Genomic DNA, 12,599 nt, shown 5'->3' with positions numbered 1-12,599 from the left:
AAACGCTTCTACTTCAGGTTGTCCTCGAAGAGTTCGAGGATGCGGCGGTACTGGTCGTACCAGCTTTCCGGGTGCTGGTAGCCGTGGCGCTCGAGCGGGTAGCTGGCCAGTTCCCAGTCGTGCTTCTTGAGCTCGATCAGGCGTTGCGCGAGGCGGATCGAGTCCTGGTAGAAGACGTTGTCGTCGATCATGCCGTGGCTGATCAGCAGGTGGCCGCGCAGGTTCTCAACGTACTCGATCGGCGAGGACTTGCGGAAGGCCTCCGGGTCGAGCTCGGGCGTGTTGAGGATGTTCGAGGTGTACTCGTGGTTGTAGCTGGTCCAGTCGGTGACCGGGCGCAGCGCGGCGCCGGCCTTGAAGATGCCCGGCTCGCGGAACAGCGCCATGAAGCTCATGAAGCCGCCGTAGCTGCCGCCGTAGATGCCGACGTTGGCGGCGTCGCCCTGGTGCTGCGCCACCATGTACTTCACGCCGTCCACGTAGTCCTCCAGCTCCGGGTGGCCCATCTGGCGGTAGATCGCCGTGCGCCAGTCGCGGCCGTAGCCCTCGGAGGCGCGGAAGTCCATGTCCAGCACGATGAAGCCGCGCTCGACCAGCAGCTGGTGGAACATCTGCTCGCGGAAGTAGTTCGGGTAGCGGTCGCTGACGTTCTGCAGGTAGCCGGCGCCGTGCACGAACATCACGATCGGATACTTGCGGCCGGCCTCGAGCTGCGCCGGGCGGTAGAGCTTGGCCCAGACCGTGCCGGCACCGTGCGTGGACGGCACTTCCACGGTCTGCGGCGCCAGCCAGGTGCGCGACTTGAAGTCGGCGCTGCGGGTGTCGGTGAGCTTGCGGGCTTCGCCGCCGGCGACCGGCTGCACCGCCAGCTGCGGCGGCGTGTGGTGGGCCGACCAGCGCAGCAGCAGCTGGCGGCCGTCCGGCGAGAGCGCGAAGTCCTCGACGCCGTCGAGCGCGGTCACTTCGCGCACGTCGCCGCCCCCGCGCGACACCGCGCAGACTTCGTAGTCACCCGGGCGCGCGCGGTTGCAGACGAAGTACGCGGCCGAACCGTCCAGCGTCCACTGCGGCGACGAGGCTTCCCACTTGCCGCGGGTCAGCGCCTTCGCGCGGCCGCCGGGCGTGGCCGTGTACAGGTGCGACCAGCCGCTTTCCTCGGACAGGAACCACACGGTCTGGTTGTCCGGCAGCCAGCCGAACTCGTTGAAGTTCCAGTTGATCCAGGCGGTGTCGGTGAGGCGGTGCAGCGGCTGCAGCGCGCCGGCGTCGAAATCGACGGTGGCGATCCAGCGGTCCTTGTTGTCCACCGCGCGCGCCATCACGGCCACGCCGCGGCCGTCGTCCGACCACTGGATGCCGCCGATGCGCACCGCGCGCTCGCCCTTGAGCGGCTCGAGCCTGGCGGCGCGGCGCAGGTCGGCCAGCGGGTCGGTGGCGATGCCCGGCAGCGGCGCGAACGGCAGGTCGCGCACGCGGTTGTCGCGCAGGTCCACCAGCTTGAGCTGCTGCGGGATCGGCGCATTGCGGCCGACGCGCACGCGCACGTCCTCGGCTTCCTCGTAGCCCGATTCGGTCACGTACTTGGGCATCTTGCCGGTGCGGCCGGCCTCGGCGCCCTTGGCCTGGGTGACCACCAGCAGCCAGCGGCCGTCGGGCGACATCGAGCTCGCGCTGATCTGCACCTTGTCGCCCAGGTAGGCCGGCGCCGCGGCGCGGGTCGGGTCGGCGGCACGCAGCGCCTCGGCGTGGTCGCGCAGGGCCTCGCGCTGCGCCTTCTCGCGCGCCAGCGTGCTGCTCAGGCGCAGCTGGTGGTCGCGCAGGGCGTCGGCCTCGGGCGCGGCGGCCGGATCCTTCTCGGCGCGCGGCAGGGCGGCCGGCTGCGCCAGGCGCGCTTCGGGCGACCAGCGGAACCAGTCGTTGCCCACGCTCCACACCACGTCGCGCTCGTTGGCGGCGAAGCGCGCATTCGCTTCCGCCTCGGCGCTGCGGGTGAGCTGCTGCAGCGCGCCGCCCACGTCGCGCAGGAACACGTCGCCGTTGCGCACGAACACCGCGCGCTTGCCGGTCGAATCGAAATCGACCTGGGCGCCATCCACGTCCGCGAGCGCGGCGCCTTCGACGCGCGCCGGCGTGCCGCCGGCCACCGGCAGCGTCCAGGTGTCGCGCACCGGCGAACCCTCGCGCTTGAGCGTGTACAGCGCGCGCTGGCCATCCAGCGACCACCAGGCCTGCTCCACCGGCGAACCGATCCAGTCCGGGTGCGCCATGGCCTGGTCGAGGGTCAGCGGGGTGTCGTTCGCCAGGGCCGGCGCGGCGCAGGCCGCGAGCAGGGCGAAGACGAGGTGGCGATGGCGCATGGCGGCTCCCAGTGGGCGATGTCGGCCCGCAAGCCTAGCAAAGCCCGCGTGTGGGCGGCCCGTGCTGCTTTTCCCCCGTGGCGTTTGCGGCGACAATCGGCCGAACCCAGCGGCGGCGCCATGCAAGCCTACGTCTACAAGTCCCTCCGGAAGCCCGATACCTATGTCTACCTGCGCAAGCGGGACGACTTCGCGGTGATGCCCGATCCCGTGCGGCTGCCGCTGGGCGAGCTCGCCTTCGTGCTCGAGGTGGCGCTCACGCCCGAGCGGCGCCTGGCCCGGGCCGACGCCGGGGTGGTGCGCAGCAACCTGGCCACGCACGGCTTCCACCTGCAGTTCCCGCCGACCATGCTGGATCCCCTGGTCGATGGCTGAAGCCCGCCGCGTCGCGCTGGCCTGGGCCTGGCTGCTGCTGGGCGCCGGCCTGACCCTGGCCGTGGCCTGGCCGCATCCGGCCGGCCTGCTGGGCGCCTGGCTGGCGCAGCCGGCCCTGGCCCTGGGCCTGGCCAGCCTGCGCGGCCTGCGGCCGACGCCGGGCTTCGACGCCGCGGGCCTGCGCGAGGCCCTGGGCCTGGCCCTTGCCTGGCTGCTGGGGCTGGGCCTGGTGGCGCTGGCCACCGCCTGGCCGCTGGCCGCGCTGCGCGACACCGGCTCGCTGACGTCGGCGCTGGCGCTCAGCGGCATGGCCGGCGCGGCGCTGCTGTGCCTGTGGCGGGCCTGGCCCGCTTACGGCCTGGCCGAGCGGGAATCGGGGCGCCTGCCGCCGCTGGCCGCCGCCGTCGGTTCCGGCGGGCCGGAGGAGGCCGGGCGCGGTTTCGTGGTCGCCCTGTCCGTGTTCGCCGTGCTGGCGGCTTCCCTGCTGCTGGCCTGGCCGGGCCTGGTGCCCGCGCCTTACCGCTGGCTGGCGGCGGGCGGCCTGCTGGCGGTCGCCGTGGCCGCGCATGCGCTGGTGCAGCGCTTCGGCGCGCCGCCGGCACCGCCCTCGCTGGCCAGCCTGCCGATTTACGGCGACGACGACGAAGACGACGCCCCGCCGCTGGCCTTGGGCGACGCCGGCCTGTCGCCCGAAGCCGAGCTCTACGCCGCCGCCCGCGCCGGCCGCATCGAGACGGCCCTGGCCCTGCTCGAAGCCGGCGTCGACCCGGGCGCCGAGCCCGATCCCGATGATCGCGACCAGCGCACCCTGCCGATGCTGGCCGCGCTGCTGGGCGACCTGCGCCTGCTGCGCGAACTGATCGCCCGCGGCGTCGACCTCAACGACGAGCACGCCGGCCTCACGCCGCTGCTGGCCGCCACCCGCGACAGCTGGCACGGCCGCCCCGAGGCGGTGATGACCCTGCTCGCCAACGGCGCCGACCCGCGTCGCGCCGACGCCGACGGCAACACGCCGCTGCACCATGCCGCGCGCAGCACCGACGCCGCCGTGGCGGCCCTGCTGCTCGACGCCGGCGCCACGCTCGAGGCGCTCAACGCCGAAGGCTTCAGCCCGCTGGGCATCGCCTGCGCGGCCGGCAACTGGCGCCTCGCGCGCTTCCTGATCGAGCGCGGCGCCAAGCCCGAGCCCAAGGACGGCCAGCCGGCGCTGCTGGCCGCGGTGGTGGGCGACGACGACACCGCCGGCGTGCAGCTGCTGCTGCGGCACAAGGCGCGGGTGGACGCGCGCGGCGCCCGCCAGCGCACCGCGCTGCTGCTGGCCTGCGCCGCCGGCAACGCCGAGATCGTCGGCGAACTGCTCGACGCCGGCGCCGACCGCAACGCCCACGATGCCGACGACATCACGCCGCTGCTCGAAGCCGCCCGCGGCCATCACGCGGCCGTGCTGGCACGGCTGGCGCAGGCGCGTCCCGAGGTGTCCGCGGTCGACGGCCACGGCCGCAACGCGCTGGTGCTGGCCACCGAGGCCGGCGCGACGCCGGAGTTCCTGCGCCATCTGATCGCGCTCGGCGTGAATCCCGAGCAGCGCGACGCCGACGGCCGCCGCGCGCTCGAGCACGCGCTCGGCGCCGGCCGCTGGCCGCTGGTGGCGGTGCTCGATCCGTCCTATCCGCTGCCGGCCAGCGTCGCCGAGGGCTTGTCCGAGGGCCACTTCGAGAAGACGCCGCGTGAACTTCTGCGCGAAGCCCTGCAGTCCGGCCGGCGCGAATCGGCCGAGGCCATGCTGCGGCTCGGCGCCGGCCCGGATGCGGCAGGCATGGCCTCGCTGCTGCTCGAGTTCTCGGGCGAAGGCGACGCCGCCGGATTCGACTGGCTGCTGCGCCACGGTGCCCGCGCCGATGTCGTCATCGACGGCGAGCAGAGCGTGCTGTTCCACCTGCTGGGCCGCGGCGGCCACGCGCTGCCGGCGCTGCAGCGCCTGCTGGAAGTGGCGCAGCCGGTCGGCGGCCGCGGCGGTTTGGCGCTGTGGCTGCAGGCCTGCCAGAGCGGCGAGCACACGACGCGCGGCCACGAGCAGTTCGCGCTGGCCCTGCTCGAGCGCGGCGCCGACGCGTTCGGCGGCGCGCCCGCGGATCCGCCGCTGGGCCTGGCGATCCAGCTGGGCTGGCTGCGCCTCGCGGAAGCGCTGCTGGCCGCCGGCGTCGATCCGAACGCCCGCGACGGCCGCGGCCACACCGCGCTGCACGTCGCCGCCACCCTGGGCCGCGAGAGCGCGCTGCGCGTGCTGATCCGCCACGGCGCCTCGCCGGCGCTGTCCGCGCCGGATGGCCAGACGCCGCTCGGCCTGGCGCTCGCGGCCGATCGCCGCGAACTCTCGCACTGGCTCGAGTGGCGCCAGTGGCAGCTGCCGGGCCGCGCGCTTCAGGCCGCCGACCTGCCGGCCGCCGCGATGGCCGGCGATGCCGAGGCCGTGCTGCGCCTGCTCGAACTCGGGCTGCCGGTGGACGGCACCGACACCCAGGGCTGCACCGCGCTGCTGCGCGCCGCCGGCGGCGGCCACGACGTGGTGGTGGCCTTGCTGCTCGAGCGCGGCGCCGACACCGCGCTCTCGGCGCGCACCGGCGCCACGCCGCTGTCGGCCGCGATTTCCATGCGCCACGTCGGCGTGGTGGACCAGCTGCTGCGCGCTGGGGCTGCGCCCGACCTCGCGCTGCCCGGCGAGGTCACGCCGCTGATGCTGGCCGCCGCGCTGGGCCAGCCCGAACTGGTGTCGCGCCTGCTCGCGCACGCCGCCAACCCGCAGGCGCGCGACGCCCAGGGCCTGGGCCCGCTGCACTGCGCGGCGCTGCACGCGTTCTCCTCGCGCGACCGCCAGCGCGTGCTGGCCCTGATGGACATCCTGCTGCTGGCCGACGCCGGTCCGGACGAGCCCAGCGCGCTCGGCCAGACGCCACTGCTGCTGCTGCTGGGCGCGCGCGCCGAGCCCGGCGCCGCCTGCGACGAGGACGTGCTGCTGGCGGCACTCGAGCGCCTGCTGGCCGAAGACGTCAGCCTCGACGCGCAGGACCAGCGCGGCTTCACCCCGCTGCACCTGGCCGCGCTGCACGGCCTGCCGCGCGTGGTGCAGCGCCTGCTGCGCGAGGGCGGCAACCGCCAGGCCCGCGATGGCCTGGGGCGCACGCCGCACGACATCGCCGTGCTGCGCGGCTTCGTCGACGTGGCCGCGGAGTTCGAACCGGCGCGCAGCGGCACGCCGTCGTTGGCGAGGTTCCTGCGCGACCCGCGCTAAAGCCGGGATCAGCGCCCCGCATCCCCATCATCGTCCGCCGGCTCGATGTCGGCTTCGAACAGGGTCTCGAGTTCGCGCTGCGCTTCGCGCGCCGACGCCACCAGCGCCGCCTCGTCGTCGTAGACCAGGTGCTGCTGGCGCAGCAGCGCCTCGTCGTGCTCGCGGAAGCGCTCGGTGTTGCGCGCGGCCTCCTCGGCCGGCACGCCCAGCGCCTCCATCACCCGGCGGCCCAGCACCAGGCTGGAGTGGAAGGTCTCGCGCGTCACCTGCACGTCCATGTCCATCAGCTTGAACGCGTGCTGGCGGTTGCGGGCGCGGGCGTACACCTTCAGGTGCGGGAACATCCGTTTCACCAGCCGTGCCGTGCGCACGTTGGCGTCGGGGTCGTCGGTGGTGAGCACGAACACCTCGGCCAGGTCGGCCCGCGCGGCCCGCAGCAGCTCGGGCCGGGCCGGGTCGCCGAAGTAGATCTTGTTGCCGAAGCGACGCAGGAAATCCACCTGCTCGGCGCTGGTCTCGAGCGCGGTGAACGGGATCTTCTGCGCCCGCAGCATGCGGCCGACGATCTGCCCCATGCGGCCGAAGCCGGCGATGATCACCCGCGGGTGCTCGTCGTCGATGGTGTCGTGCGCGCGCTGGGGCTTGGGCTCGGGGTGGGTCTGCAGCCAGCGCGACACTGCCATCAGCGCCAGCGGCGTGGCCGCCATCGACAGGCCGATCACGACGAACAGCTTGTCGCGCATCGCGGCGTCGATCAGCCCGGCCTTGAGGGCCTCGGCGAACACCACGAAACCAAACTCGCCGCCCATCGCCAGCACCGCGCCCAGCCGCAGCGCCTCGCGCGGCGCCAGCCCGCCCGACCAGCGGCCGATCGCCATCAGCAGCAGGGTCTTCACCGCCAGCAGCGCCAGCACGCCGCCCAGGATCACCGCCGGTTCGCGTGCGACCACGCCCAGGTCGATGCTCATGCCGACCGCCATGAAGAACAGGCCCAGGAACAGGCCCTTGAACGGTTCGATGTGCGACTCGAGCTCGTGCCGGTACTCCGAGTCCGCCAGCAGCACGCCGGCCAGGAAGGCGCCGAGGCCCATCGACAGCCCGACCCACTGCATCAGCCAGGCGTTGCCCACGACCACCAGCAGCGCGGTGGCGGTGAAGACCTCCACCGAGTTGGCGCGGGCCACGACGCGCAGCAGGTGCCGCAGCAGCAGCCGGCCACCGACGATCACCGCGGCGATCACCACCACCGCGTTGAGCACCGACGCCATCGGCGGCGCCGACTGTTCGAGCGCCTTGGCCTCGCCCAGCAGCGGGATCGCCGCCAGCAGCGGGATGGCCACCAGGTCCTGGAACAGCAGGATGGCGAAGGCGACGCGGCCGTGCGCGGCGGTCAGCTCCTTGCGCTCGGCCAGCAGCTGCAGCCCGACCGCGGTGGAGGACAGCGCCAGGCCCAGGCCCACGACCACCGGTGCCTTCCATCCGCCCAGGAAGGTCGCGGCGACCAGGCCGATCGCCGCCGCCGACACCAGCACCTGCAGGCCGCCCGTGCCGAACACCTGCCGGCGCATCACCCACAGGCGCGGCGGGCTCAGCTCGAGGCCGATGATGAAGAGCAGCATGACCACGCCGAATTCGGACGCGGCCAGCACGTCCTCGGGGTCGGGCACCACCGCCAGCCCTTCCGGGCCGATCGCCACGCCGGCGGCGAGGTAGCCGAGGATCGCGCCCAGCCCCAGGCGCCGGAACAGCGGCACCGCGACCACCGCCGCGATCAGGAAGACGAGGATGATGCCGAGGTAGCCGGTGCCGTGCATGGCCCGATTATGCGTCAGCGGCGTGACGGCGCGACATGGCGCGGAGGCCACGCCTTGTCCCGCCCGTCGACCGATGCTTAACTCCGGCCTCGTCCCCCCGGAATCGAATCCATGATGAAGCTGCTTGCCCCTCTCGCCGTCCTGGTCGGCGCGCTGGCCTCCCCGTCGGCGTCCGCCAGCGACCTGCAGGAGGTGTTCACCGCCAGCACCCATGGCGACCTGGCGATCGACGCCGAGGGCCGCGTCGTCGAAGTGAAGCTCGACCACCAGCAGCTGGGCGAGGGGGTCATGAAGAGCTTCGAGCAGCAGATGATGGGCTGGCGCTTCGAGCCGATCCTGCACGAAGGCAAGCCGGTCAAGGCCTATGCCTACGTCAACCTCGCCCTGTTCGTCGTGCGCCAGCCGGGCGAGCAGGGCGTGCGCATCGGCTTCAAGGAGGTGACTTTCATCGACGCCACCGACCAGGGCGCGGCGGAAGTCGCGGCCCGGCGGGTCAAGCCGCCGCGCTATCCGCGCCGGCCGGCGGACCATGGCGTCGGCGCCCGCGTGAAGCTGTTCGTGCAGACCGACGACGAGGGGCGGGTGATCCGCTCCGCCGTGGAAGAGCTGCTGTTGCTGGGGGGTGAGGTGGAGACCAACCAGGTCGGACGCCACGTCGAGGCCTTCCGAGAGGCCTCCGAGCAGGCCGCGGCCGGCTGGGTCATCCCCGACGTCAAGGGCGGCCGGGCCGTGGTTCCGGTCCTTTACACGCCGCCGGGTTTCCAGGGGCGCTGGGTCCGCACGCGGATGGCGCCCGTGCAGGCGCCGGCCTGGGTGGCGGAGGAGCGCGCCAAGGACGAGGCCGCCGAGCTGGGCGACGGCGGCGTCGCGAACTCGGAGCGCTGGAAGCTGCAGACGCCGATCGGCGGCTGAGCCGGCGGAAGCCACGAAAAAGCCCCGCTTCCGCGGGGCTTTTTCTTTTTCCTGCCGGGTGCCTCAGCGCTTCATCGAAGAGAAGAACTCGTCGTTCGACTTGGTGTTCTTCATCTTCTCGAGCAGGAACTCCATCGCGGCCAGCTCGTCCATCGGATGCAGCAGCTTCCGGAGGATCCAGATCTTCTGCAGCATGTCCGGCTCGATCAGCAGCTCCTCGCGGCGGGTGCCGGAGCGGTTGATGTTGATGGCCGGGTAGACGCGCTTCTCGGCGATGCGGCGGTCCAGGTGCACTTCGCTGTTGCCGGTGCCCTTGAACTCTTCGTAGATCACCTCGTCCATCTTCGAGCCCGTTTCCACCAGGGCCGTGGCGATGATCGTCAGCGAGCCGCCTTCCTCGACGTTGCGGGCCGCGCCGAAGAAGCGCTTCGGGCGGTGCAGGGCGTTGGCGTCGACGCCACCGGTGAGCACCTTGCCGGAGCTGGGCACCACGGTGTTGTAGGCGCGGGCCAGGCGGGTGATCGAGTCGAGCATGATCACCACGTCCTTCTTGTGCTCGACCAGGCGCTTGGCGCGCTCGATCACCATCTCGGCGACCTGCACGTGGCGCGCGGCCGGCTCGTCGAAGGTGGACGAGATCACTTCGCCGCGCACGCTGCGCTGCATCTCGGTCACTTCTTCCGGGCGCTCGTCGATCAGCAGCACGATCAGGTGCACTTCCGGGTGGTTGTGCAGGATGGCCTGGGCGACGTTCTGCATCAGCATGGTCTTGCCGGCCTTGGGCGGCGAGACGATCAGGGCGCGCTGGCCCTTGCCGATCGGCGACATCAGGTCCATCACGCGGCCGGTGATGTCTTCCGACGAACCGTTGCCGCGCTCGAGCTTGAAGCGCTCGCGCGGGAACAGCGGCGTCAGGTTCTCGAACAGCACCTTGCCCTTCGACGCCTCCGGCGGCTCGCCGTTGATGGTGTCGACGATGTTGAGCGCGACGTAGCGCTCGCCGTCCTTCGGGCTGCGGATGCGGCCGGCGATGTGGTCGCCGGTGCGCAGGTTGAAGCGGCGGATCTGGCTGGGCGAGATGTAGACGTCGTCCGGGCCGGCCAGGTAGCTGGCATCGTCGCTGCGCAGGAAGCCGTAGCCGTCGGGCAGGATTTCCAGCACGCCGTCGCCGGCGACGCCGGCGGGGTGGCGGGTCAGTACCTTGAGCAGGGCGAAGTTCACGTCCTGCTTGCGCATGCGGGCCACGCCCTCATGCAGGTTCAGCTTGTCGGCGATTTCCAGCAGCTTGTGCGCCGGCATCCGCTTGAGGTCGTTGAGGCTGTAGGTCGGGAAGTCCGGCGGCAGCTGCGGCATCGGGCGGTCGTTGCGCTCGCCGCCGCCGTTGCCACCACCGTTGCCGGCTTCGTCGTCGCCGCCGCCATCGCGCGGGCGGTCGCGGAAGCGGTCGCGCTTGTCGCGGAAGCGGTCGCGGCGATTGCGCCGGCCCTCGCGGAAGCCGCCTTCGCCACCCTGGCCGCCTTCGCCGCCCTGGCCACCGGCTTCGTTCTGCTGGCCGCCGCCGTGGCTGCCGCCCTGGGGCTGGCCGCCGCCTTCGTGCGGCTGGCCGCCGCCGGATCGCGGCTGGCCGCTTTCCTGGCCGCCGCCCGACGGGGCGTCGCCGCCGCTGGCTGCCGGCGCGGGCGCGCGCTCGGGCGCTCGCTCGGAAGCGGGCGGGGTCGCGGTTTCAGCGGGGTTCTGGGTGGGGGCGCTGCGCGGCTTGCGCGGGCGCTTCTCGGCGCTTACGCCGGATTCGTTTTCGTTATCGGACACAGGATTCACCTCGCGAACGCGAGCGTGGGGGAGGGAGGGGTTCTTGCAGAAGAGAGTGGGCGCCCGGGGCGCCACGACCTCATTACGCTAACACCGGCCGCCCCGCGGCGACAACCCGCGCGGGGCGGAAGGCCCCGGCCGGGGCCGGGGCGCGGGCGCTCAGAGCGCCTTGTCCATGAACTGCGCGAGCTGCGACTTGCCGACCGCGCCGACCTGGGTCGAGTGCACCTTGCCGTCCTTGAACATCATCAGGGTCGGGATGCCGCGGACCGCGTACTGCCTGGGAGTCTGGGGGTTGTGATCAATATTTATCTTCACGACCTTGACCTTGCCGGCGTAGGTGCCGGCCAGCTCGTCGACCATCGGGCCGATCATCTTGCAGGGGCCGCACCACTCGGCCCAGAAATCCACCAGCACCGGGGTGTCGGACTTGAGCACCTGGGCCTCGAAGTCGCTGTCGCCCACGTGTAGGACCTGGTCGCTCATGCCTCAAACTCCTGATTTTCTTGGGGGATGCGGCCGGTTGCCGCCATCGTTGGGTTAAACTGGGGCGCTTTCGCCGATAAACAACCGACAGCGGCACCCCCGGACGCCACGAGTTTGCGATTCCCGGACAGGCCGCGCAAGCGCAGAGACGCGCCCCAAGAGAGTCCCATGTCCGATAAACCGCTGACTGACATCGTTTTTTCCAGCTTCGAGCTGCACCCGGCCCTGCAGGCTGGCCTCGAATCCGCGGGCTTCACCCGCTGCACCCCGATCCAGGCCCTGACCCTGCCGCTGGCCCTCAACGGCCGTGACGTCGCCGGCCAGGCCCAGACCGGCACCGGCAAGACCCTGGCCTTCCTGGTCGCCCTGATCAACCGCCTGCTGACCCGCCCGGCCCTGGCCGACCGCAAGCCCGAGGACCCGCGCGCGCTCATCCTGGCGCCCACCCGCGAGCTGGCCATCCAGATCCACAAGGACGCGGTGAAGTTCGGCTCCGACCTCGGCCTGCGCTTCGCCCTGGTGTACGGCGGCGTCGACTACGACAAGCAGCGCGAGCTGCTGCAGCAGGGCGTGGACGTGATCATCGCCACCCCGGGCCGCCTGATCGACTACGTCAAGCAGCACAAGGTCGTTTCGCTGCACGCCTGCGAAGTCTGCGTGCTCGACGAGGCCGACCGCATGTTCGACCTCGGCTTCATCAAGGACATCCGCTTCCTGCTGCGCCGCATGCCGATCCGCACCGAGCGCCAGACCCTGCTGTTCTCCGCCACCCTCAGCCACCGCGTGCTGGAGCTGGCCTACGAGCACATGAACGAGCCCGAGAAGCTCGTCGTCGAGACCGAGTTCATCACCGCCGCCAAGGTGCGGCAGCTGGTCTACTTCCCGGCCGACGAAGAAAAGATCCCGCTGCTGATCGGCCTGCTGACCCGCAGCGAGGGCCACCGCACGATGGTGTTCGTGAACACCAAGGTGTGGGTGGAGCGCGTGGCCAAGGCGCTCGAGCGCGCCGGTTTCCGCGTCGGCGTGCTGTCGGGCGACGTGCCGCAGAAGAAGCGCGAGACGCTGCTGGCGCGCTTCCAGAAGGGCCAGCTCGACCTGCTGGTCGCCACCGACGTGGCGGCCCGCGGCCTGCACATCGACGGCGTCTCGCACGTCTACAACTACGACCTGCCGTTCGACGCCGAGGACTACGTCCACCGCATCGGCCGCACCGCGCGCCTGGGCGCCGAGGGTGACGCGATCAGCTTCGCCTGCGAGCGCTACGCGATGTCGCTGCCCGACATCGAGGCCTACATCGAGCAGAAGCTGCCGGTGGCCGCGGTCGAGCCCGAGCTGCTGATCGCCAAGCCGCGCGCGCCGCGACCGAAGGTCGAGGGCGAGGACGAGGGCGAGGCCGAGAGCGTCACCGCGATCTTCCGCGAAGTGCGCGAAGCCAAGGCCGCCGAGGACGAGAAGCGCGGCCGCGGTGGCCGCAGCGGCGGTCGCGACGGCGGTCGTCCGGGCGGCGGTTCGCGCGAACGCAGCGGCCCGCGCCCGGGCGCGCAGCGCGAGCGCAAG

Annotated in this window: 8 protein-coding genes; 4 read left to right on the top strand and 4 right to left on the bottom strand. The window is 72.2% G+C overall.

The features are described 5' to 3' along the window. Positions 1 to 8 precede the first annotated feature (8 nt). Positions 9 to 2,357 (bottom strand): S9 family peptidase, encoded by a 2,349-nt coding sequence (locus N787_RS08345; protein WP_034212605.1) that lies wholly within the window; start codon positions 2,355 to 2,357, stop codon positions 9 to 11. Between the two features lie 120 nt (positions 2,358 to 2,477). On the opposite strand from N787_RS08345, the gene N787_RS08340 reads away from it, so the two are divergent. Further along, entirely contained in the window at positions 2,478 to 2,732 is a 255-nt protein-coding gene (locus N787_RS08340) for a YcgL domain-containing protein (RefSeq protein WP_034212603.1), read from the top strand. Next, positions 2,725 to 6,021 (top strand): ankyrin repeat domain-containing protein, encoded by a 3,297-nt coding sequence (locus tag N787_RS08335; RefSeq protein ID WP_034212601.1) that lies wholly within the window; start codon positions 2,725 to 2,727, stop codon positions 6,019 to 6,021. Before N787_RS08340 ends, N787_RS08335 begins: the two co-directional genes overlap by 8 nt. An 8-nt stretch (positions 6,022 to 6,029) precedes the next feature. On the opposite strand, the gene N787_RS08330 is transcribed toward N787_RS08335, so the two are convergent. Continuing rightward, positions 6,030 to 7,835: a monovalent cation:proton antiporter-2 (CPA2) family protein gene (locus N787_RS08330; RefSeq protein WP_034212599.1), complete on the bottom strand. Its 1,806-nt coding sequence runs from the start codon at positions 7,833 to 7,835 to the stop codon at positions 6,030 to 6,032. Positions 7,836 to 7,946: 111 nt separating this feature from the next. Between N787_RS08330 and N787_RS08325 the strand changes: the two genes are divergently transcribed. Further along, entirely contained in the window at positions 7,947 to 8,747 is an 801-nt protein-coding gene (locus tag N787_RS08325) for a hypothetical protein (protein WP_034212597.1), read from the top strand. Between the two features lie 63 nt (positions 8,748 to 8,810). Here N787_RS08325 and rho read toward each other — a convergent pair whose 3' ends face one another. Both rho and trxA read right to left on the bottom strand, forming a co-directional pair. After that, positions 8,811 to 10,556, bottom strand: a complete 1,746-nt coding sequence (gene rho, locus N787_RS08320) for a transcription termination factor Rho (RefSeq protein ID WP_034212595.1) — start codon at positions 10,554 to 10,556, stop codon at positions 8,811 to 8,813. Positions 10,557 to 10,715: 159 nt separating this feature from the next. Continuing rightward, positions 10,716 to 11,042: a thioredoxin TrxA gene (gene trxA / locus N787_RS08315; RefSeq protein WP_034212593.1), complete on the bottom strand. Its 327-nt coding sequence runs from the start codon at positions 11,040 to 11,042 to the stop codon at positions 10,716 to 10,718. A gap of 168 nt (positions 11,043 to 11,210) precedes the next feature. Here trxA and rhlB point away from each other — a divergent pair. Next, positions 11,211 to 12,599, top strand: a 1,389-nt coding sequence (rhlB, locus tag N787_RS08310; protein ID WP_034212591.1) for an ATP-dependent RNA helicase RhlB, incomplete at its 3' end; no start/stop codon positions are given.

The sequence above is a fragment of the Arenimonas metalli CF5-1 genome (assembly GCF_000747155.1).
Lineage (GTDB): Bacteria > Pseudomonadota > Gammaproteobacteria > Xanthomonadales > Xanthomonadaceae > Arenimonas > Arenimonas metalli.
The sequence above is the reverse complement of the archived record's forward strand: the minus strand, read 5'-3'. Positions and strand labels throughout refer to the sequence as shown.

Bases quoted from the DNA above. Each gene is read 5' to 3' on its own strand.
- N787_RS08345 (WP_034212605.1), bottom strand. From the start codon at position 2,357: ATGCGCCATCGCCACCTCGTCTTCGCCCTGCTCGCGGCCTGCGCCGCG.
- N787_RS08325 (WP_034212597.1), top strand. From the start codon at position 7,947: ATGATGAAGCTGCTTGCCCCTCTCGCCGTCCTGGTCGGCGCGCTGGCC.
- N787_RS08330 (WP_034212599.1), bottom strand. From the start codon at position 7,835: ATGCACGGCACCGGCTACCTCGGCATCATCCTCGTCTTCCTGATCGCG.
- trxA (WP_034212593.1), bottom strand. From the start codon at position 11,042: ATGAGCGACCAGGTCCTACACGTGGGCGACAGCGACTTCGAGGCCCAG.
- N787_RS08335 (WP_034212601.1), top strand. From the start codon at position 2,725: ATGGCTGAAGCCCGCCGCGTCGCGCTGGCCTGGGCCTGGCTGCTGCTG.
- N787_RS08340 (WP_034212603.1), top strand. From the start codon at position 2,478: ATGCAAGCCTACGTCTACAAGTCCCTCCGGAAGCCCGATACCTATGTC.